This is a genomic window from Carnobacterium sp., assembly GCF_040274945.1.
Classification (GTDB): Bacteria; Bacillota; Bacilli; order Lactobacillales; family Carnobacteriaceae; genus Carnobacterium_B.
Map to the genome: position 1 here is coordinate 98,783 of NZ_JBEMAR010000001.1, position 20,512 is coordinate 119,294.

Consider the following 20,512-nt stretch of genomic DNA (forward strand, 5'->3'; position numbering starts at 1 on the left):
CCTTATTCTAAATAGAATAAGGACGAATGATTAGTTATTATCGTGGTACCACCTTTGTTTGAAAGCATAAGCTTTCCTCAACGATTAACGCTCGTAACGTAACAGCTTTTCACTGCTAACCCTCAAGAATGTCTTTCAGTTAACTCTACGGGAATTTCTTTCAGCCAAGGAAATTCTCTCTATTCACACGTCAGAATTGCTTACTTTTTCTCTCATTGGGTGTTATATACAATAATGTAAGATTACAAGAAAGGATAAACAATGTCAAGACTAGAAAGTAAAAAGGTCTTGTTCTGTGCATTCGTAAAAAAATTGAAGGAATATTAGGATTTAATTGCATATTAAAGCGCATCATTGCTATAATTGAAAAGTACATATATTCTATAGTTGGTTGCGTTACCGCCATTAAGAAAGTAGTGAAACTATCAGTGAAAAATAAATTAACATTAAAAAAGCAAAAAAAGATTGTTACATTGTTCATCATTGCATTGTTTATCGGCTTAACTGCTTTCGCCACCGTCGTTCTTGCTAATCAAGGAACCATCAAAGTGGATGCAAGTGTTGTCAATGTCCGAACAGGTCCAGGATTATCTTACGACATTATGACACAGGTTACTGGTGGAGAAAAAGTAACCATGTTAACCGAAGAAAATGAATGGTATAAAGTACGTTTAAGCAATGATCAGATTGGCTGGATCGCCAGTTGGCTTATTGAGAATACCGAAGTGAGTGCTGCAACCAATAAAATTGGTGTAGTTACTGGAGAAGAAGTAAATATACGTAGTGAAAGCAATGTGGACTCTACTATTCTTGGAAAAGTAGTCAATGGAACAGAGTTAACCGTATTGTTCCAGCAAGAAGGCTGGACACAAGTTCAATACTATGGTCAAGTTGCTTGGATCAGTTCAGAGCTAATTGACATTACTGAATCATCTACTGAAACAACCACTGTTGCAGTAGCAGAAAAAAATTCAGCGCCTATACAAACCGTTACAACTCGTAGTGCTAGCACGAATATTCGTACCAGTCCTTCTGTTGAAAGTAGCGTTGTGGCAACTGCTGAAAAAGGAGAAAGTTTCACTTATCTCTCTACTGAAGGCGATTGGTACCAAATAGAGTTAGCAAGTGGTGAAACGGGTTATGTAGCAAACTGGGTGGTAGACTTATCAGCCAACCAAACACCTGCACCAACTGCCAATATTACTTCCTTAGCTGAAGCAACGATTGTAATCGATGCCGGACATGGTGGAAATGATCCTGGTGCTTTAGCACATTCATTTTATGAAAAAGAGGTTACGCTAGATACAGCTAAGCTCGTGGCTAACCGGTTACGTGATGCTGGAGCAAATGTTATCTTGACGCGTTCAGATGATGAATTTGTCAGTTTAGATGAACGAGCAGTCATCAGTAATCAATCAAATGCAGATGTGTTCATTAGTTTACATTATGATTCAACTGAAACAGCTAATGAAATCAGTGGTACTACAACGTACTATTACCATGACAAAGACATGCCATTAGCTGAGATCGTAAATGCTAATTTGAAACAAAATGGCTTATTGCCAAATAATGGTGTGCGATTTGGGGATTTCTACGTCACAAGAGAAAATACTCAGCCTGCCATCCTGCTTGAATTAGGTTATCTAAATAATGATGTGGATCAATATACGGTCAATTCCGCGTCCTATCAATCTTCTATTGCAGAGATCCTTTATCAATCATTGAATCAATACTTTATTCCGTAAACAAAAAACTGGCCCTACAAGGAATTTTTCTTGTAGGGTCAGTTTTTTTAACGTTGTTTACTATCTATGATAATGGTTACTGGGCCATCATTTACAAGCGAAACTTGCATGTCTGCACCAAAGGTTCCTGTTTGAACCGTTAGACCGGCCGCTCTTAACTGATTATTGAATGCATCATATAGTGGAATAGCTATATCTGGTTTTGCTGCTTTAATAAAGCTTGGCCGATTCCCTTTTTTAGTGTCAGCATGTAGTGTAAATTGAGAAATGGAAAGAATTTCTCCACCAACGTCCTCTATGCTTAAATTCATTTTCCCTTGTGTATCTTCAAAGATACGCATTTTACTAATTTTACGTACAAGGTATTCGATATCCTCTTGTTGATCCTCTTCTTCTATTCCAACCAAGAGAACGAACCCGTGAGTAATCTCTCCCACAACCGATTCTTCAATACTAACACTTGCTTGCTTTGTTCTTTGTATGATAACTCTCATCTTGAACCCACCTTTTTACTTTCTAAGAATTTTGCTTGTCTATCTTCTTGTTTAACAATTGTATCGGACCTGGTACTAATTTGAAAGATAAGATTACTTCTATTCTAAAAGAAATATTCTTTAGAGTACTATCATCATTTGTCAAACAACCCAATAAAAAAAGCAGAAATTTCCTATAAGATAGGCAATTTCTGCTTTTTATTTACTATCGATTAAGAAGACATTCTTTTCACATTGTATACATCAGGAATCGATTTTATTTTTTCAACAATTTTATCTAATTGTTGAATATTTTGAATACCTACTGTTAATGTAATAGTAGCCATTTTATTATTGTCTACTTTTCCATTCACATTGTTTAAATTTTTGGTCATACTGTTTACAACTTGCAATACTTCATTTAACAAACCGGAACGGTTATAACCAATAATCTGTAATTCCGCATTGTATTCTTGACTCTTGGATGTCGTATCTTCCCACTCAACATCAATTAATCGATTTTCAGCATCTTTTGCTGCTAAAACATTTGGACACGTTTTTCGATGAATCGAAACCCCACGGCCTTTTGTAATATACCCCACAATTTCATCACCCGGAACAGGATTGCAACAACGACTGATACGAATCAGTAAATTGTCTATTCCTTGAATGACAATGCCGCCCTCATGTTTTATTTTAATTTTTTCAGGCTCTTTTTTAGTTTTCAATTCTATTGACGTAGTATCTTGGATTTTCTTTTCCAGATCTCGATCTCTACGCTCTTTCTCCGTTAAGCGATTGGCTACTACAAGAGCTGTTAACTCACCATATCCTACAGCAGCGTATAAATCATCTTCTGAAGTGAAATTAAATCTTTCTAACAGCATTTTGATATTATTTTTCGTCAAGAAATTTTTCGGCGGAAACTGCATTTCAGTTAACTGCTTTTCAACCATTTCGCGACCTTTTATGACATTAACTTCACGATCTTGTAGTTTAAAGAAACGTTTTATTTTATTTTTGGCTTTGCTGGTTGATACTAAATTGATCCAATCACGACTTGGTCCATAAGAATTTGGAGAAGTTAATATTTCAATGATGTCACCCGTTTTTAATTTGTAATTTAAGGGAACGATCTTTCCATTAACTTTAGCACCCGTTGTCTTATTCCCTATTTCAGTATGAATATTGAATGCAAAATCTAACGGACCAGCACCAGAAGGCAATTCGCTGACATCGCCTTTTGGTGTGAAGACGTAAACTTTGTCTTTAAAAATATCTTCTTTGACACTTTCCATAAAGTCACTTGCATCACTAGATTCATCTTGTAATTCAATAATATCTCTAAACCAAGAGATTTTTTTACCATCTGAATCATCTTCAACTTTTCTGGTAATGCCTTCTTTATATGCCCAGTGAGCTGCAACTCCATATTCCGCAACTGCATGCATTTCTTTTGTGCGAATTTGAACTTCTATAGGTTTACCAAATTCTCCTATAACGGTAGTGTGAATGGACTGATACATATTCGATTTTGGCATGGCAATATAATCTTTAAATCTACCAGGCATCGGTTTCCAACGTGTATGAATCGCGCCTAACACTGCATAACAATCTTTAATCGAGTCTACAATAACGCGTATAGCTAATAGGTCGTAAATTTGATCAAATTGTTTCTTCTGGTCACGCATTTTACGGTAAATGGAATAGATGTGTTTTGGTCTACCTGTAATATCTGCAGATATGTTTAATTCCTCTACAGACTCTTCAATTTTTGAAATAGAATCCGTGATATATTTTTCTCGTTCTTCTCTTTTAGAATTCATTAAATGAACAATACGGTAATATTGTTGAGGATTTAGGTAACGCAAAGAAGTGTCTTCTAATTCCCATTTAATTAAATTGATCCCTAATCGATGAGCTAACGGAGCATAGACTTCAAGTGTTTCATTTGCGATGCGTCTTTGTTTTTCAGGTCTATGAAATTTTAATGTGCGTAAATTATGCAACCGGTCAGCTAACTTAACCATGATAACTCTTAGGTCTTTTGCCATGGCCAGCAACATTTTACGGTGATTTTCTGCTTGTTGTTCTTCGTGTGATTTATATTTAATTTTCCCTAGTTTAGTAACGCCATCAACGAGCATAGCTACTTCAGGTGAAAATTCTCTGGAAATATCTTCAAAAGTATATTCAGTATCTTCTACAACATCATGAAGAAATCCCGTTGCCACTGTTACAGGGTCCATTTTTAATTCAGCTAAAATACCCGCTACTTGTATTGGATGAATAATATAAGGCTCTCCAGATTTTCTGAATTGATCTTTATGGGCATTCTTAGCAAAATCGCATGCTTTTTTGACAAAAGCCACATGACTGCTATTCATATAAGTAACAGTTAAAGCAATTACTTCTTGTGCAGTATAATCTTTGTTTTTAGGCATCTTGTCACCTTCTTTTCATTTATCCCTAGCTTGTAAAAAATTCATTACAAAATAAGCACTCCAAAATGAGTGCTTTAATTCCTGTATTCTCATTATATTATACTCATTCTAATCCTTAATTTCAATATAAACCAAAAAATCAACTAAAACAGTGATTATTTTTTGATAAAAAAGAATACGAGTCAATCGTTCGACTCGTATTCTTTCCAATTAGTTAGTTCATTTATTAGAGACCTATTAACCTTTAACGATTGCTAGTCCATTTGAAGAACCTAAGCGAGTTGCTCCAGCTTCAATAAATTGTTTAGCATCTTCAGTTGTGCGAACACCGCCACTTGCTTTAACGCCCATATCTGGCCCTACAGTAGCACGCATTAATTTAATATCTTCAAGTGTTGCTCCACCTGTTGAAAAACCAGTAGATGTTTTCACATAATCTGCTCCGGCTTTTTTAGCAAGTTCGCATGCACGTACTTTTTCTTCATCCGTTAATAGAGCTGTTTCAATAATAACTTTTGATAAAGCTTTTCCTTTTGAAACATTTACTACACTTTCAATATCACGTTGAACTAAAGCGTCATCTCCGCCTTTAAGAGCGCCAATATTGATAACCATGTCTACTTCTGTTGCGCCATTTTTAATCGCATTTTCTGCTTCAAAAGCCTTAACTTCTGGTGTATTAGCTCCTAAAGGAAAACCAATAACTGTACATACTTTTACATCTGTACCCTTAAGTAATTCAGCGGATTTTTTAACCCAAGTTGGATTTACACATACAGACATAAAGTTATACTCTGCAGCTTCTTCACAAAGTGTGATGATTTGTGCTTCTGTTGCTTCTGGTTTTAATATCGTGTGGTCAATTGTTTTATTTAATTCTATTGTCATATTATATCCCTCTTTCTTATACTGTTGATAGCATTTTCATTATACCCGACTTTTCATTTTGGAACAAAAAGAAATTTCTCATTTATGCATTAATTCAAAATGATACGAGGTTGCTGCTAAAGCATATAACGGAGCAGTTTCCGTTCTTAAAATTCTTGGGCCTAATGCGCAAGGTAAAAAACCATGTTGAAGGAAAATATCGATTTCTTCTTTTGATAACCCACCTTCTGGACCAAAAACAATCAATAACTTACCGCCAACTGGAACCTGTTTCAATCCTTTAACAAAATTTTGATCTTCTCCCGCTTTAGCACTTTCTTCATAGGCTACTAAGCAGACATCGAAATTTCCTTTCATCTCTACCAACTGTTTTACTGAAGAGAGCGACTCAATTGTTGGGATTTTTGTACGATGAGATTGTTCAGCAGCTTCTTGCGCAATTTTTTGTAACCGTTCAATTTTTTTTGCCGCTTTTTTAGTGTCCCATTTTGTAATTGAAAAAGAACCTGCAAAAGGAATAAAGGCACTTGCGCCTAACTCTGTTCCCTTTTGTATGATTAGATCTAATTTATCGCCTTTAGGAAGTCCACTTGCAATCATTACTTCAATTGGCAATTCTTGTTGTCTAAGGTCATCTTCTACCCAATTCAACTGAACTTCTTTCTCTTCTATAGCACTGATTCTAGCAATGAAAGCTTTTTGATCTTTTGTGACAAGATACACTCGATGATCAACTTTCATGCGCATAACTTTTACCATATGATGGAAAGCATCTCCGTTAATTGAAATGGTTTGGTTTTGATAATCTGTTAAATCCTCTTTCAAAAAATAACGTTGCATTTATTCATCCTCCGCCAACGGTTTTTGAGCGACAATACTACACCAATCTTTCATTTGTTGCACTTGAAGAATGATGAAACCTTGTTTCTTTTGCTCAGAAAGAATGAGTTCTTTTTTATCTTCAATAATTCCAGAAGTTAAAAATAGACCGCCTGGTTTTAAAACGTCATAAGCTTCTGGGATAAGCGGTACAATAATTTCTGACAAGATATTAGCTACCACAATATCTGCTTCGATCGTTACACCTTTCAGCAAGTCATTAGCTTTTACAGTAACATCTTTAGCATAGTCATTTAACTTAATATTATCCATGGCTGATTTTACTGCAACATCATCTAAATCATACGCATGAACATGCTTGGCGCCTAGAGCTTTACTGGCAATACTTAATACACCTGAACCTGTTCCTACATCTAAAATCGTTTCATCTCCGCGAATATAGGTTTCAAGAGCTTGTAAGGACAGCATAGTAGTTGGATGAGTTCCTGTACCGAAAGCTAAGCCTGGATCTAATCGAATCACACGCTCATCTGCATGTCTCAATTCATACTCTTCCCAACTTGGAACAACCGTTAAAAATCGTGTTACTTGCAAAGGATGGTAATATTTTTTCCACGCAGTAGCCCAGTTTTCTTCCACAACTTCGTCTACTTTTACGATATTTGGCGCAATAGTTAAACCAAACGTTTCCAATTCATTGATGCGAAGTTTAATGCTTGGGAGCAATTCAGGTAAGAAGAGTGTATTTGGAAAATACCCTTTTATAATTACGCCTTCTTGAGAAAAATCGGCTTCATCTAATGCCCAGATTTCACCAAATCCATCATCTGGAGAATTTAAAAAATCTTGAATATCTTCAATAGCTACCCCTTGCGAACCTGCTTCAATAAGAATATTTGACACCGCATCTAAAGCTTCATTTGATGTTTGTATTTGTACTTCTGTCCATTTCATCTTGTTACGTGGCCTCCAATAAAAAATATAGTTGATTCTACTCGTTCAGTACTTCGGATAGATTAGCTTTTCCTCACTGTAGCGATTAACATCTTTCAACGTTTTAATTGTTCCGTCAAAATTCGTATCGTTCCAATTTAATTCAAATGTATCAATTGCTGGGTCAGTAGCAAAGTCTAACAGATCTGATTGCCCTTCCGTTACTACTATACGCAAAGTTTTTAATACTGCATCAATATACCCTTTTTCAATCCCCATTTTAAAATCAAATGGAAAAGCTTTTAAGTAGTTGTCCATTTGAATTTTTGATTTTTTAGGATCAAAAAAGCAAATAGCGTCTTCAAATTGAATAATCTCACCTTCATTTGCAGTTCCTTCAACATCTTCAATCACAACATGATTTTCTTTATTTTCAGCAAAAATCGAAAAGTATAGTTCAATAGCGTGTTGACGCTTATTCCACTCTAATTTCCAATCAAATTCAAAATCACTTTCTTCTAATGCTTCTCCTAAATAATCTAATACTGTTTCTTGTGCCATTATTTTTCGCCTCCATTAGTTGTCGGTTTCTTCCAACCGAAATCTGCATCTATCTTGCCTTTTTTTCTTGATACATATGGATTACCTGCAACCGTATACCGAAGCAAAGCTTCTGTCCATTCTCCTTTATTCGGAATACCTATTCTGGAAGAAACGTCAATTTTTTTAGGAATTTTTCTCGTTTCCACATCAATGGTCAATGGTGGTTCTGTAGCCAGTGTACCGTCGTCCAATTTTGTAATGTTCATCGCTTTTGTTATTTTTCCTGGTCCATCTGTTACTATGAATCCAGATTTTCCTCGTCTTTCTGTCATTAACGCTAATCCTTTTTGAGGTTCAATGGCTCGAATCAAAATAGCTTCCGGTATCCCTTTATCTTGAACCACAACGTTTAACATCAAATGAGTGTGCATACTATAGATATAAATCGTACCTGATTCTTTGTACATAGAAGCTAGGCGAGGTGTCTTTTTTAACCCGTAACTGTGAGCAGCTTCATCCACTTCACCCAAGTAAGCTTCGGTTTCTACAATCCAGCCAGATGTCACCCCTTCGTCCGTTTCGTTGATCACCAAACACCCAAGTAAGTCTTGAGCAATTTCTTGTGTTGTTTTTGTCCGATCTGTCCAAAAATTCATTTCAATCCTCTTTCTAGTTTAGTGCACATTAAATGCTACTTTATTCACTTCTTAGTATACAATAAAATAACACTTAGATAAAAAGAAAGTCATTTTTACGATTGACAATTCAATATGTTATCTTGACCTTTTTATTGTATTAATTTATAAAAATGTCCAAAATATTTTTTTTGCTAACTTGAATATTAGTAGCCATTAATGATTGTTACTTCCCCTTCATCAAGTGTTGGTGGCTGAAAATTTTCGTAATATTGAGCTGCAGTTTTTTCGTCTATCATAATATCATTAGAATTTTTTCCTTTTCGGTCGTGAATTCTTTGTAAAACAATTTCTTTAGGAGTAACGATTACAATGATTTCTGGTTTTATTCCGAATGGAACCAGCATATTTTTATATTGATCACGCATTTTACGTGACCAAAAGGAATAATCTAGAACAACATCTTTATTTTTTCTAATTAGTACTTTTAATTTTAGATCAAGAAATGTTTTGATTTCATTGTAAACATCAGTTGGCAGCGGGTGAATTTTGTATCCTTTATTAAATGACTCTACATCATAAGATAAACGAACGAATCCTTGTTGTTCTAGTATCTGTGCATAAGTCGACTTTCCTGATCCTGCTGTTCCACACATAAGAATAACTCTACTTGTTGAATGGTATGGCTCTTTCATCTAAGATACCTCCATAATTTATAGTTTACTTCAAGGGTTGGTCATCTATCTAGTTATTCATTTCTTAGTCCTTATTTTTATTCTCAGATAAATGAAATTCTTCTTGATGCTCTTTGAAGAAATTATAATAGGTTTGGACATTTTCTAATTCTGTCCATTTTTTCACGTCTACCGGATCTGAGTCTAAATCATAGATTTTTGCCTCGCGAAGTGCTAAAAAAAATGGTGAATGAGTAGAAATAATAAATTGACATCCAAAAAATCTAGCAGAATCTTCGATAAATTGCATAAGTTCCATTTGACGAATAGGTGAAAGACTATTTTCTGGTTCATCTAATACATAAAGTCCATTTTCTTCGATCTTATTTGTGAAATAACGAAAGGCATTTTCACCATTTGAGTATTCTCGAACATTATTCATCAACTTACCTTTTACATAACGTGACTGACTTTTACTTCTAGCATCCGTTACTTTTCGCAATTGATCGGAATCTTCTAATGACTGCATTTGAAATTTAGAATATTTTGCCTCTAAATACTCTTCAAATAGCGCTTCACGCTTTAAATCAATACCTTCATTCAACGAACGAATAGTTAAGATATAATCAAATACATCATCACTTGTAATGATCCTACTATGAATAGGAATTGTTTCCACAATGTCTATAGCACAAAGAGAAAGATAATTCACAAAAAAATTGGATTTATTGAAACTAGAATCTCGCTTTAATCCTAATTTTTCAGCAATGATATTTAAGACTGTAGTTTTGCCAGAACCATTTCCCCCATAAAGAATGGTAATTGGTTCAAAATCAATTCTTTCAAAACTGTGTTTCGGTAAAACTTGAAAGGGATAAAAAGAATCATAGACTGTTCGTTTAATTTCGAGAAAAAAATCAAATTCTACCTCTTTATCAGGAAATGTGATTGAGTTTAAATGCTTCATGATACTCTCCCCTCCAGAACATTTTAGCTTTATTCTCATTATGCAGGAAGATTATTATGAAGTAAACTAGTCATATAGGCTAATTCAATTTCTAACCCTTTTTGGATAAATAATATAATCATTTTTGATGACTAAAGGCACTCTCCAAATTGGAAAGTGCCTTTAGTCTGTTTATTTAATCCATTTCAAAAGCGCCAGTATAAAGTTGGTAATATTCTCCTTTTTGAGAAATCAGCTCTTCATGGTTTCCTCTTTCAATGATGCGTCCTTGTTCCATTACCATGATGGCATCCGAGTTGCGGACAGTTGAAAGGCGATGAGCAATTACTAATACTGTTCTACCCTTCATCAAAGCATCCATTCCACTCTGTACAACCGTCTCTGTACGTGTATCGATACTAGACGTTGCTTCATCAAGAATCAAGACAGGTGGATTTGCAACAGCTGCTCTAGCAATTGCCAGCAGTTGTCTTTGTCCTTGAGAAAGCGAACCGCCATCTCCTGTTAATTCTGTATCATACCCGTGTGGCAATTGTCTAATGAAGAAGTCCGCATTAACTAATTTTGCTGCTGCTTCAATTTCTTCATCCGTAGCATCTAATCGTCCGTAACGAATATTGTCCTTAATCGTTCCTGAGAATAAATGCGTGTCTTGTAGAACGATTCCTAACGATCTTCTTAAGTCGTCTTTTTTGATATTTTTAACATCGATCCCATCGTAAGTGATGGTTCCTTTTTGAATATCATAAAAGCGATTGATCAAGTTGGTGATGGTTGTTTTCCCAGCACCAGTTGCTCCAACAAAAGCAAGTTTTTGCCCTGGTTTTGCAAATAAATTAATGTTATGAAGAATCGTTTTATCTGAATTATAACCAAAGGTCACATCTTTAAAACGCACATCCCCGGTTAACTCCTTGTACACAACTTCATTGGCAGTAGTAGTTTGTTTCCATGCCCAACCACCTGTCCGTTGTGTAGATTCTACAAGTGTACCATCCGCTTGTTTAGTAACATTTACTAACTCAACCGTTCCACTGTCTTCTTCAGGTTTTTCATCCAATAGATTAAATATACGTTCTGCACCTGCAAGGGATAAGATAATCACATTAAACTGTTGTGAGATCTGAGCTACAGGCATTGTGATACTTTTTGTAAATTGAACAAAAGACGCTATACTACCAACCGTTAAAGCTGTTAATCCGGTGATTGACAACGTAGCTCCTATGATAGCTGTTAACAAATACATAAAGTTCCCAATATTCCCCATGATTGGCATTAGGATATTCGCATACGTATTGGCTTTTGTAGCATTCTCTCTCAAGTCTTCATTTAATTTGCTAAAGTCAGCAACTGCTTCTTCCTCATGATTAAATACTTTCACGACTTTTTGTCCTTCGATCATTTCTTCCACATAACCATTCAACGTACCCAATGCGGCTTGTTGAATCGAGAAGTAACGACCACTTTTCCCACCAATCGTACGAATAACAGCAACCATGATCCCTACCATAAACAAAACCACTAAGGTCATTGGGATATTAATAATAAACATGGCAATAATAATCGATAAAATCATGATCAGCGAAGAAAAAATTTGTGGAATGGATTGACTGATCATCTGTCTTAACGTATCCGTATCATTTGTATAGTGGCTCATGATATCGCCTGTTGCATTGCTGTCAAAATAGCGAATGGGCAAAGATTCCATATGCGTAAACATTTCATCACGAATGTCTTTAAGGATTCCCTGTGACACTGTAACCATTGTGCGATTGAAAATATAGGTGAATAGAGCACCGGTCAAATACAACATCGCCATTAGCCCAATAGTACGTGCTAAATTCGAAAAATCAGGTGTTTCTTGAGTAAGAAGTGGCGCAATGTACTCATCAATCAAAGTCTTTGTAAAACTGATTCCAATCGCATTAGTTGCTGCACTAATAATAATACTGACAACTACGACAATGATTCGTAATTTGTATTGCTTCGTCGCGTAAGACAGAATTCTTTTGAATATTTTTAATGGACTAACAGTTGGTCTCATCATCGAATTATTCTTCAACTATAGTCCCCCCTTTTACTTGAGAATCAAATACTTCTTTATAGATCTCATTATTTTTCAATAACTCTTCATGTGTACCAACTCCACTGATTTCCCCTTCGTCTAAGACGATAATACGGTCAGCATCTTGAATGGAAGAAATGCGTTGTGACACAATAATTTTTGTTGTATTTGGAATTTCTTCAATAAATGCTTTTCGAATATAAGCATCTGTTTTTGTATCTACAGCACTTGTTGAATCATCCAAAATTAAAATCTTTGGTTGTTTCAATAAGGCACGAGCAATGGTTAACCGTTGTTTTTGACCACCAGAGACATTTGAACCACCCTGGTCCAGCATTGTTTCATATTTATTTGGAAAGTCTTGAATAAAATCATCCGCTTGGGCTAATTTCGCAACACGGCGAACTTCCTCTTCAGATGCCTCTTTATTTCCCCAACGTAAATTGTCGATGATCGTTCCTGAAAACAACGTATTTTTTTGCAATACCATTGCAATTTGATCACGCAAGGTGACTAAATCGTACTCTTTTACGTTACGCCCTGAAACGTATACCTCGCCTTTAGTTACATCGTATAGGCGCGGTATCAATTGAATCAGTGACGTTTTACCACTACCTGTTCCACCGATAATCCCTATTGTTTCACCAGATTTGATCGTAAAGTTAATATGATTTAAATCTGGTTCTTCTGACAGTTCATTGTATTTAAATTGAACATTCCTAAACTCAATTTCGCCATTTTCAATTGTTGTAATTGGGTTTTTAGGATTTTTTAAAGTTGCTTTTTCTTTTAACACTTCCGTTACACGTTCTACTGAAGCTTCAGAGATGACGATCATGATAAAGATCATAGAAATCATCATGATACTGCTTAGAATCTGCATCATATACGTGATAAAACTCGTTAATTCACCCGTACTCATTGTTCCGCCTACAACGTATTTCGCCCCAAACCAATAAACAAGAAGCAAACAAGAGTAAATAGCAATCTGCATTACTGGAGCATTCAATGCTGTGATTTTTTCTGCTTTTGTAAACAGATTTTTAATATCCTCAGATGCTATTTTGAATTTTTCGATTTCTTTCTCTTCACGAACAAACGATTTCACAACACGTACACCATTGATATCTTCTTGTACGGTTTGATTCAACCGGTCATATTTCTTAAAGACTTGTATAAAATAAGGGTGTACGCGATAAATTAGTCCAACTAAAATAAAACCTGCAATCGGAACAATAATTAAAATAGTTAAAGATAATTTCAAATTCGTATAAGAGGCCATTGCAAATGCAAATGCAATCATGAATGGTGCTCGAATAATTGTTTTTAGAATCATTTGAAAGGCCATTTGAATATTGGTAATATCCGTTGTCAGTCTTGTGATCAGACTAGATGAAGAATATTTATCAATATTATCAAAGGCAAAGGTTTGAATATTTTCGTAGATATCTTGACGCAGATTCGTCGAAAGTCCTACAGCGGCATCTGAAGAAAATTTCCCGCCTAGTACTCCAAACAACATAGACATGCAGGCCATCAAAAACATGAGTGATCCGATTTTAAAAACATAATCTAAATCACCTGCTATCAACCCTTTGTCAATAATTTTTGCCATAAGAAATGGAATGAAAATTTCTGTAGCAACTTCTAATGCCATAAACAGCATAGTTAAATACGACGGTTTCTTGTATTGTCGCAATGATTTCATTAATGTTTTATACATTGTTAGCTTCTCTCCTTTTAATTGAGCGAATGTTCCTGCTCCATTAAATCATATATTCGGTAAATCGTTTTTATCGTTAGACGGATATCTTCTTCCGGAATACCTTTTAGAATCTGACTATTTTTGTGATGAAACTCATAGACCACTTTTTGATACAACTCTAGTCCTTTTTTAGTTAATTTGATATTGACTACCCGTTTATCCTCAATATTGGCTACTTTTTTTATATAACCCAAGTCTTCTAACGAGGTTATGTTTTTTGTGATACTTGGCAGCGTTACGCCTAGTGTCTCAGCAATATCACTGATACGTACCTCCGTTAACTCTTTTGATAAATTATATAATGTTTTGATGATATAAACGTGTCTTTGTTGGACTTCAGGAGGAGGTTCAGGCAAAAACCGCATCGTGTGTTTCGCACTTAAACATGCATCGATATATTCTTCAGATAGTTGACTATCCATTGCTCAGCCCTCTTTTCTAATTAGTTTACCTAGTATAATTACTACAGGTAACTATATTAGCAAAAAAAAGAATAAATAGATAGTGAAATCTACTTATTCTTTCAAAGTAATTTTATTTAGTCTTTATTTGCTTTTCCCTAAGCCTGTTAAAAACTTAACGGTTTCCATTTAATCTGCCTCCACTTTCTACTTTCAAGTTACTTATTTCCCTATGAAAAACCAACAATGCGATGTGGAATATAAGGTTCTTCTAGAAATTGAACATCTTCTGGAGTAAGTTTAAAATCTACTGCAGCAACAGCTGTTTCTACATGTTCGAGTTTAGTTGCTCCAATAATCGGTGCAGCTACTCCCTCTTTTTGCAAGAGCCATGCAAGTGCTACATGCACTCTACTGACTTCGTAACGTTCCGCTAGTTGTGCAACTCTTCCAATAATTTCAAGGTCCTGGTCAGCTGTTTTGTCATATTTAAGACGTGCTATCTTATCCGTTTCTGTCCGTTTTGTTTGAATGGATAGATCTCGTGTTAAGCGCCCTGAAGCTAAAGGACTGTATGGTGTCAGAGAAATTTTTTCTGATAAGCAGTAAGGAATCATTTCGCGTTCTTCTTCACGGTAAATCAAATTTAAATGATCTTGCATAGAGATAAATTTAGTCCACCCGTTCCGTTCTGCAATAGTTTGTGCTTTTTGAAATTGCCAAGCATACATTGAAGAAGCCCCAATATACCTTGCTTTACCAGATTTAACGATATCATGAAGTGCTTCCATCGTTTCCTCTATCGGCGTATCATAATCCCAGCGATGAGTAATGTACAAATCAACATAATCGGTTTGCAATCGTTCTAAACTTTGGTCAATTTGAGAAAGAATAGCTTTTCTTGATAAACCTCCACCATTCGGACCGTCAAACATTTGACCATGAACTTTTGTTGCTAATACAATTTCATCTCGATTGGCATACTCTTTTAATACTTTCCCTAAAATTTCTTCACTTTTCCCAATCGAATAGATATTAGCAGTATCAAAAAAATTGATCCCCAGTTCCAATGCTCGTCTAATAATGGGACGACTTTCCTCTTCATTTAATACCCATTTATGAATCCATTTTTCTGGATCTCCAAAACTCATTGCTCCTAGACAAATTCTTGAAACGTCCGCTCCTGTATTTCCTAGTTTTGTATATTCCATCATCTCACTCCTTCACTAATCATGAATCTACCTCGTAAAGTTAATCTTACTAAATCACGCCTGTTCTTTCTACTCAAAAGTCTTTTCAGTAAAAAATCACTTTATTAAGGATTAGGATACACCTTGTAGTGAACTTTAAGTCAAGTAAAAACAACTTTTTTATGTAGCTTCCCCAATCATTGTACCTTCAATTTTCAGCCTCTTCCCCAAATGGTGTGGATACAATACATTAGAATTTCTTCTGGAATAGACGGGCTTGCTTGTGAAAATCCATGTGACCGTCTGAAGCCAGAGTCTTCAGACTTTCAAGCCTTAAACAAAGCGTAACCGCTGAAGCGTTAACGCTCTGTAATTCGCATTGAATCCTTAGACATGGCTACAAGCAGCCCTTATTCCTCCAGAAATATTCTGTACTCGATTTAACGAATCCTTCTATAAAATTGTAGAGCCCAATTTTATAGAAGGATTTTTTTATGGAGTGTTCGCTTTACAAACAGAACAAACGTTCGTATAATAGAATGAAAGGAGGGGTTCTTATGTCATTCAATTATGCTAAAGAAAGAAGCGATGATATTTTTTGTATTGACGTTAAATCTTTTTATGCTTCTGTGGAATGTGTTGAACGTGGCTTACATCCTCTAAAAGCTCTACTAGTTGTTATGAGTAACGCAGATAAACCAGGTGGCATCGTACTAGCTGCTTCACCAAAAGCTAAAGAAGTATTAGGCATTAGAAACGTTACTAGGAAATGGGAAATCCCTTATCACCCCGATTTGGTTATCGTACCACCTAGAATGAGCTATTATATTAAAAAGAATACTGAAATCAACGATATCTTTCGTAAATACGTTTCTGATGAAGATTTACATATTTATAGTATCGACGAATCGTTTATTTCTGTCCGAGGAAGTCTAAAACTTTTCAAAAAAAAGAGTGCTTATGAATTGGCCAGAATGATTCAATACCATATTTTTAAGAAGACCGGTCTATACGTAACGATTGGCATTGGCGATAATATGCTAATGGCTAAACTAGCTTTAGACAATGGGGCCAAATATAATAAAGGCCTTATTGCTGAATGGCGATATAAAGACGTTCCAAACACGGTTTGGAAATTAGAAAACTTAACCGACATGTGGGGTATCGGAAGTCGAACAGCACTTAGATTAAACAGTTTAGGAATTAAAACAGTCTATGATCTAGCCCATGCAAATTTTTATCAGCTGAGAGATTCAATGGGTTTAATTGGTGAACAATTATATGCAAGTGCTTGGGGCATCGATCGCAGCGACATTAGAGACTCCTATCGTCCTTTAGAAAAAAGTTATGGCAACTCTCAAATTCTCAAAAAAGACTATTATAAAAAACATGAAATTAAAATTGTTATTCGTGAAATGGCTGAACAAGTTGCTACCCGAATTAGAAAGCATCATTGTCAAACAGGATGTGTCAGTCTTTCTGTTAGTTACTCTAAATATGAGGAACAAGATGGTTTTTCGCGCCAATTAAAGATACCAAGTACTTCTAATACAAAGAAATTAGTTGACTCCTGCTTTGAAATCTTTAATAAGTATTACGAGGATGACAAAGCCGTCCGGCGCATAGGCATTACCTATTCAAAATTATCCTATACGAGTGATATTCAATTGGATCTATTTGAAGATCCGACTGAACAAATTACAAATGAAAAATTAGATTTACTAGTCGATAAAATAAGAGAGAAATATGGTTTTCAATCATTAGTACATGCTAGTAGTCTTATGGATGGTGCCACAGCTATCGACCGTAGTTCTCTTGTTGGTGGCCATGCTGGCGGAATGGAGGGTATAAAATGAATGACTTAAATGATGAATACCGTGATCGGGGTATTCAAAAATGGGCAGGATTTTATTTGTCCGAACATACAGCTGCTCAAGAAAAATTAACGAATGAGAAAAAGAAATTCAATCCACAAAAAAGACAAATGGACTCACAAGAAATCACATCCGTAATCAATGAAGCTGTACTCAAGAATAAGTCCATTGCTATACAAATTGAAGCCGTCGACCAAAATGGGCATTATAAGGACGATGTTGTTGGTCTAGTTATTGGTGGAGATGAATTAGGTATCTACGTAAACGATACAAAAGTTGATTTCGATGAGATTCGCAATATTCAATTTATCAGTCTAAAAAAATGGACTGATCTTACTAATGACAAGGAAATGGAGGGGAAAATATGAATACGGCTATCATTACAGGAAAAGTTGATTCAGATGTTAAAGTAATCAATACAAAAAACGGCACACCCTTCTGTAGGTTTACTCTACTCTCGGATGGTCGCAAGTTTAATTGTTTAATAGCTGGTAAAAAAGCTTTTAGTTTTGTGTATGAAGTAAAACTCGGTTCAAAAATTACAATTGAATCTGTCATTAACGATCGCAATCAATTAGTGGTGCAAAAGTTCAAACTATTAAGCCCACCTAATTACTTTGGGCAAGTATTTGATTATAAAGGTCATCGAATGCCACACAAAAAGGTGATGTTTTAAGATTCATTCTTAGCATTTTTACTATTAAACAGGTCAGCAATTTCAATAAGTTGGTCAGCCTAATTATTTTTAATACAAGTTTGGTAGTGATATACTCCAACTAGGTAATAAAAATTATCTAATCAAAAAATAACACTAACAGAATAGTTTACTTCTTCTTTTCTCAAACTATTCCTATTACGAAAGGAGAAAAAAATGAAAAAATTAAGTATGACTCTAACTATGCTAATGGGGTTATTTATTTTAACCAGTTGCGGTACTAGCAATGGAGATGAAGAAGCTTCTTCACAATCTTCTGTTGCACAAAGTGTCTCATCAAGTTCAAGCAGCTCGGAGGAGTCGTCAGAAAGTGCTTCAAGTACACCTACTTCTGATGGACAATCGAGTTCAAGTAGCTTGGAAGAACCAGCAGAAAGCACTTCAAGTAGTTCAGAAGAAACTACAGAGAGCACTCTAGGTACATCAGAAAATGTCATCAATTCTGAAGAAGAAGCTTTTACTTTTATCAAAGAAGAAACTGGAATTGAAGCTGATAACACAGACATCATCTATGAAGTTTTAGAATCAGACGAAGACTCTTACACTTTGAAATTAATAAGCCAATCTTTACAAGAACAAGGCGGCTCTGGAGCTGCTGGTATATATAAAGTTTATAAAGATGGTACTTATGAAATAGTAGCTTAACTAAGTTAACCAATAGACACATTAACTGCCCTGCACATGAAGTGTAGGGCAGTTTCTTATTTTATTATAAGTATTATTTTAATAGTAGTTCAATTATGACACTAATGAATTAGTTCCATATAAAAAAGACCCCCAAAAGGAGTCTTGAAGTTTATTGCACTTTATAAACAACTGTTGTAAGTAAAACATGCGGTTCAGTCATCACTTGGTTGACAGAAACAATTTCTCCTTCGTTCTCACTTACTTCTCCTAACAATAGTTCTAAATCGTTTTGTACAGTTTCGCGCCCTTCAAATTCTCCAATAGGATTACTCGTAACAGTTAAAACTCTATAGTTATACATCATATTTCTCCCTCCTTTCTGGTGCCTATATTATACCAGAAAGTAATCTTAACTCGATGCAGTTAGCTTGGTAAAAATTCCAACTAAACGAATGCTCTTATACTAAACTATGAAACTCAATAGGTAGCTATGTTTAAAAAGATATTTTTTTATTTTCAGATACACAATGTACTTTTATAATGCTAAAATCAATTATATACATTCACTGACATAGAACCAAAATATTTAAAAAACAAACTAGAATAATTTTCCAAGGAAATATTATACATACATAAAATGAACGCATTATCATGGAGGTTCTTTAATGGGAAGATTTATAGATATTTTATCGTCAATTGCTATTATAATTTTACTGATTCGAGCTTTAGTTTTATTTATTAAAGGTCAAAGTAATAAATATCAATGGTTCAATTTACTAAGTTATGCATTAATTTTCTTTTATCTACTACTTCCTGACTCTGATTCGTTATTTTTCGCGAGTTGGCTAACTTTAATGTATTCTATTTTTCTTGGCCATATTGCTGATAAATATAAAGAGGGAGTAAATGTGTTTGATTCAAAGGATACGTCTAAGAAAAAAGCTACATTACACTAAATTACTCTATATTCATTTCCAATAGTAATCCTATTCTTGATTTCACTTTATTTTATACTTCCTAAAAACTATTAAGAACAATAAGAGTTTTCTATTCTCTTTTTGAAAACAAAAAATTTATAGATTTTTTAAATACGCTGCCTAACACTTTAAATTTTTTTATTTTTATCTTTTTCTTGTATCGAATTCTAAAAGTAATATTGAACAAATAAAAGAATACAAAGAACTTCTAAATCTGGATATCATCAACCAAGAAGAATTCAACAAAAAGAAAGTAGAGCTATTAGACCTATAAATAAAAATATGTATTTTATCGTGAGTATGGCTACTTTGACTATGTTTTTCAACTTAAATTTTAATAAAAGGTCATAATAATTCGTAATTCTGATATTGTGTGCAATACTCCTAGAAAGGAGATGTTCTAACATGAAGTTAGTTATTACATTTATTAATGGAGAAGAACTTGAACTGATTGAGTCTTCTATTCTTAATGGTTACGTGAATTCACATAAACAAAATACAAAACATGGACTCGAAAAAATGTTTTCAAACTCATTTGATAGTTTGCATACAAATGTTTTTTCTTTAATCGCTACAAGTACACCTCAATTAGGCTATGCTAGTTTAATTAATGAAGCAGATTGGATTACAGTAGGAAAAAACAGTGAATTTGCTACTTTTTATAAAACTTCATCGATTAAATCTATTTCACGAAAATTAATGTGACTATAATCGTTAAATATAAAGCACCCAAAAATCTAACTTTTTGGGTGCTTT

At 34.7% G+C, this 20,512-nt stretch carries 21 protein-coding genes and 1 other annotated feature; of the genes, 7 read left to right on the plus strand and 14 right to left on the minus strand.

The window, feature by feature from the left end:
• Positions 1 to 15: 15 nt before the first annotated feature.
• Positions 16 to 225: a binding site (T-box leader), on the minus strand.
• A 203-nt stretch (positions 226 to 428) separates the two neighbouring features.
• Positions 429 to 1,745, plus strand: coding sequence for an N-acetylmuramoyl-L-alanine amidase family protein (locus ABS916_RS00475; protein WP_350450055.1), 1,317 nt, complete (start codon positions 429 to 431; stop codon positions 1,743 to 1,745).
• Between the two features lie 47 nt (positions 1,746 to 1,792).
• On the opposite strand, the gene dtd is transcribed toward ABS916_RS00475, so the two are convergent.
• The 13 genes from dtd to ABS916_RS00540 all read right to left on the minus strand — a co-directional run bounded on the left by dtd (position 1,793) and on the right by ABS916_RS00540 (position 15,584).
• Positions 1,793 to 2,239 (minus strand): D-aminoacyl-tRNA deacylase, encoded by a 447-nt coding sequence (gene dtd / locus ABS916_RS00480; RefSeq protein WP_350450056.1) that lies wholly within the window; start codon positions 2,237 to 2,239, stop codon positions 1,793 to 1,795.
• A 212-nt stretch (positions 2,240 to 2,451) separates the two neighbouring features.
• Complete coding sequence (locus tag ABS916_RS00485; protein ID WP_502880566.1) at positions 2,452 to 4,662, minus strand: RelA/SpoT family protein; 2,211 nt, start codon at positions 4,660 to 4,662, stop codon at positions 2,452 to 2,454.
• A gap of 237 nt (positions 4,663 to 4,899) precedes the next feature.
• A complete protein-coding gene (gene deoC / locus ABS916_RS00490; RefSeq protein WP_350450376.1) occupies positions 4,900 to 5,544 on the minus strand; it encodes a deoxyribose-phosphate aldolase in 645 nt (214 codons plus the stop codon).
• Positions 5,545 to 5,628: 84 nt separating this feature from the next.
• Positions 5,629 to 6,390 (minus strand): 16S rRNA (uracil(1498)-N(3))-methyltransferase, encoded by a 762-nt coding sequence (locus tag ABS916_RS00495; protein WP_350450057.1) that lies wholly within the window; start codon positions 6,388 to 6,390, stop codon positions 5,629 to 5,631.
• Positions 6,391 to 7,344, minus strand: a complete 954-nt coding sequence (gene prmA / locus ABS916_RS00500; RefSeq protein WP_350450058.1) for a 50S ribosomal protein L11 methyltransferase — start codon at positions 7,342 to 7,344, stop codon at positions 6,391 to 6,393.
• A gap of 45 nt (positions 7,345 to 7,389) precedes the next feature.
• Complete coding sequence (locus ABS916_RS00505; RefSeq protein ID WP_350450059.1) at positions 7,390 to 7,884, minus strand: DUF3013 family protein; 495 nt, start codon at positions 7,882 to 7,884, stop codon at positions 7,390 to 7,392.
• Positions 7,884 to 8,522 carry a DNA-3-methyladenine glycosylase gene (locus ABS916_RS00510; RefSeq protein ID WP_350450060.1) on the minus strand — a complete coding sequence of 213 codons (639 nt, stop codon included), beginning with the start codon at positions 8,520 to 8,522 and terminating at the stop codon, positions 7,884 to 7,886. Before ABS916_RS00510 ends, ABS916_RS00505 begins: the two co-directional genes overlap by 1 nt.
• A 185-nt stretch (positions 8,523 to 8,707) precedes the next feature.
• A complete protein-coding gene (locus ABS916_RS00515) occupies positions 8,708 to 9,196 on the minus strand; it encodes a P-loop nucleotide/nucleoside kinase family protein (RefSeq protein ID WP_350450061.1) in 489 nt (162 codons plus the stop codon).
• Positions 9,197 to 9,260: 64 nt separating this feature from the next.
• Positions 9,261 to 10,142 (minus strand): AAA family ATPase, encoded by an 882-nt coding sequence (locus ABS916_RS00520; protein WP_350450062.1) that lies wholly within the window; start codon positions 10,140 to 10,142, stop codon positions 9,261 to 9,263.
• A 175-nt stretch (positions 10,143 to 10,317) separates the two neighbouring features.
• Positions 10,318 to 12,189, minus strand: coding sequence for an ABC transporter ATP-binding protein (locus tag ABS916_RS00525; protein ID WP_350450377.1), 1,872 nt, complete (start codon positions 12,187 to 12,189; stop codon positions 10,318 to 10,320).
• 4 nt (positions 12,190 to 12,193) lie between these two features.
• Entirely contained in the window at positions 12,194 to 13,930 is a 1,737-nt protein-coding gene (locus tag ABS916_RS00530) for an ABC transporter ATP-binding protein (protein WP_350450063.1), read from the minus strand.
• A gap of 17 nt (positions 13,931 to 13,947) precedes the next feature.
• The gene (locus ABS916_RS00535) at positions 13,948 to 14,394 is read right to left on the minus strand and encodes a MarR family winged helix-turn-helix transcriptional regulator (RefSeq protein WP_350450064.1); all 447 of its coding nucleotides are present in this window, start codon (positions 14,392 to 14,394) and stop codon (positions 13,948 to 13,950) included.
• A gap of 209 nt (positions 14,395 to 14,603) precedes the next feature.
• Positions 14,604 to 15,584 carry an aldo/keto reductase gene (locus ABS916_RS00540; protein ID WP_350450065.1) on the minus strand — a complete coding sequence of 327 codons (981 nt, stop codon included), beginning with the start codon at positions 15,582 to 15,584 and terminating at the stop codon, positions 14,604 to 14,606.
• 536 nt (positions 15,585 to 16,120) lie between these two features.
• Here ABS916_RS00540 and ABS916_RS00545 point away from each other — a divergent pair.
• The 4 genes from ABS916_RS00545 (at position 16,121) to ABS916_RS00560 (ending at position 18,797) form a co-directional block, all read left to right on the plus strand.
• On the plus strand, positions 16,121 to 17,419 hold the full coding sequence (locus tag ABS916_RS00545) for a Y-family DNA polymerase (protein ID WP_350450066.1): 1,299 nt from the start codon (positions 16,121 to 16,123) through the stop codon (positions 17,417 to 17,419).
• Positions 17,416 to 17,805, plus strand: a complete 390-nt coding sequence (locus tag ABS916_RS00550) for a hypothetical protein (protein ID WP_350450067.1) — start codon at positions 17,416 to 17,418, stop codon at positions 17,803 to 17,805. Before ABS916_RS00545 ends, ABS916_RS00550 begins: the two co-directional genes overlap by 4 nt.
• On the plus strand, positions 17,802 to 18,113 hold the full coding sequence (locus ABS916_RS00555; protein WP_350450068.1) for an ssDNA-binding protein: 312 nt from the start codon (positions 17,802 to 17,804) through the stop codon (positions 18,111 to 18,113). Before ABS916_RS00550 ends, ABS916_RS00555 begins: the two co-directional genes overlap by 4 nt.
• A 195-nt stretch (positions 18,114 to 18,308) precedes the next feature.
• Positions 18,309 to 18,797, plus strand: a complete 489-nt coding sequence (locus tag ABS916_RS00560) for a hypothetical protein (RefSeq protein ID WP_350450069.1) — start codon at positions 18,309 to 18,311, stop codon at positions 18,795 to 18,797.
• A 151-nt stretch (positions 18,798 to 18,948) separates the two neighbouring features.
• On the opposite strand, the gene ABS916_RS00565 is transcribed toward ABS916_RS00560, so the two are convergent.
• The gene (locus tag ABS916_RS00565; RefSeq protein ID WP_350450070.1) at positions 18,949 to 19,143 is read right to left on the minus strand and encodes a hypothetical protein; all 195 of its coding nucleotides are present in this window, start codon (positions 19,141 to 19,143) and stop codon (positions 18,949 to 18,951) included.
• 301 nt (positions 19,144 to 19,444) lie between these two features.
• On the opposite strand from ABS916_RS00565, the gene ABS916_RS00570 reads away from it, so the two are divergent.
• Both ABS916_RS00570 and ABS916_RS00575 read left to right on the plus strand, forming a co-directional pair.
• Positions 19,445 to 19,735, plus strand: a complete 291-nt coding sequence (locus ABS916_RS00570) for a hypothetical protein (RefSeq protein WP_350450071.1) — start codon at positions 19,445 to 19,447, stop codon at positions 19,733 to 19,735.
• Positions 19,736 to 20,161: 426 nt separating this feature from the next.
• Positions 20,162 to 20,461 carry a hypothetical protein gene (locus ABS916_RS00575; protein ID WP_350450072.1) on the plus strand — a complete coding sequence of 100 codons (300 nt, stop codon included), beginning with the start codon at positions 20,162 to 20,164 and terminating at the stop codon, positions 20,459 to 20,461.
• Positions 20,462 to 20,512: the final 51 nt, after the last annotated feature.

Excerpts from the sequence above, each read along its gene's own strand:
- dtd (WP_350450056.1), bottom strand. The coding sequence starts at position 2,239 with ATGAGAGTTATCATACAAAGAACAAAGCAAGCAAGTGTTAGTATTGAA.
- ABS916_RS00485 (WP_502880566.1), bottom strand. The coding sequence starts at position 4,662 with ATGCCTAAAAACAAAGATTATACTGCACAAGAAGTAATTGCTTTAACT.
- ABS916_RS00495 (WP_350450057.1), bottom strand. The coding sequence starts at position 6,390 with ATGCAACGTTATTTTTTGAAAGAGGATTTAACAGATTATCAAAACCAA.
- prmA (WP_350450058.1), bottom strand. The coding sequence starts at position 7,344 with ATGAAATGGACAGAAGTACAAATACAAACATCAAATGAAGCTTTAGAT.
- ABS916_RS00505 (WP_350450059.1), bottom strand. The coding sequence starts at position 7,884 with ATGGCACAAGAAACAGTATTAGATTATTTAGGAGAAGCATTAGAAGAA.
- ABS916_RS00510 (WP_350450060.1), bottom strand. The coding sequence starts at position 8,522 with ATGAATTTTTGGACAGATCGGACAAAAACAACACAAGAAATTGCTCAA.
- ABS916_RS00515 (WP_350450061.1), bottom strand. The coding sequence starts at position 9,196 with ATGAAAGAGCCATACCATTCAACAAGTAGAGTTATTCTTATGTGTGGA.
- ABS916_RS00520 (WP_350450062.1), bottom strand. The coding sequence starts at position 10,142 with ATGAAGCATTTAAACTCAATCACATTTCCTGATAAAGAGGTAGAATTT.
- ABS916_RS00525 (WP_350450377.1), bottom strand. The coding sequence starts at position 12,189 with ATGATGAGACCAACTGTTAGTCCATTAAAAATATTCAAAAGAATTCTG.
- ABS916_RS00530 (WP_350450063.1), bottom strand. The coding sequence starts at position 13,930 with ATGTATAAAACATTAATGAAATCATTGCGACAATACAAGAAACCGTCG.
- ABS916_RS00535 (WP_350450064.1), bottom strand. The coding sequence starts at position 14,394 with ATGGATAGTCAACTATCTGAAGAATATATCGATGCATGTTTAAGTGCG.
- ABS916_RS00540 (WP_350450065.1), bottom strand. The coding sequence starts at position 15,584 with ATGGAATATACAAAACTAGGAAATACAGGAGCGGACGTTTCAAGAATT.
- ABS916_RS00545 (WP_350450066.1), top strand. The coding sequence starts at position 16,121 with ATGTCATTCAATTATGCTAAAGAAAGAAGCGATGATATTTTTTGTATT.
- ABS916_RS00550 (WP_350450067.1), top strand. The coding sequence starts at position 17,416 with ATGAATGACTTAAATGATGAATACCGTGATCGGGGTATTCAAAAATGG.
- ABS916_RS00555 (WP_350450068.1), top strand. The coding sequence starts at position 17,802 with ATGAATACGGCTATCATTACAGGAAAAGTTGATTCAGATGTTAAAGTA.
- ABS916_RS00560 (WP_350450069.1), top strand. The coding sequence starts at position 18,309 with ATGAAAAAATTAAGTATGACTCTAACTATGCTAATGGGGTTATTTATT.
- ABS916_RS00565 (WP_350450070.1), bottom strand. The coding sequence starts at position 19,143 with ATGATGTATAACTATAGAGTTTTAACTGTTACGAGTAATCCTATTGGA.
- ABS916_RS00570 (WP_350450071.1), top strand. The coding sequence starts at position 19,445 with ATGGGAAGATTTATAGATATTTTATCGTCAATTGCTATTATAATTTTA.
- ABS916_RS00575 (WP_350450072.1), top strand. The coding sequence starts at position 20,162 with ATGAAGTTAGTTATTACATTTATTAATGGAGAAGAACTTGAACTGATT.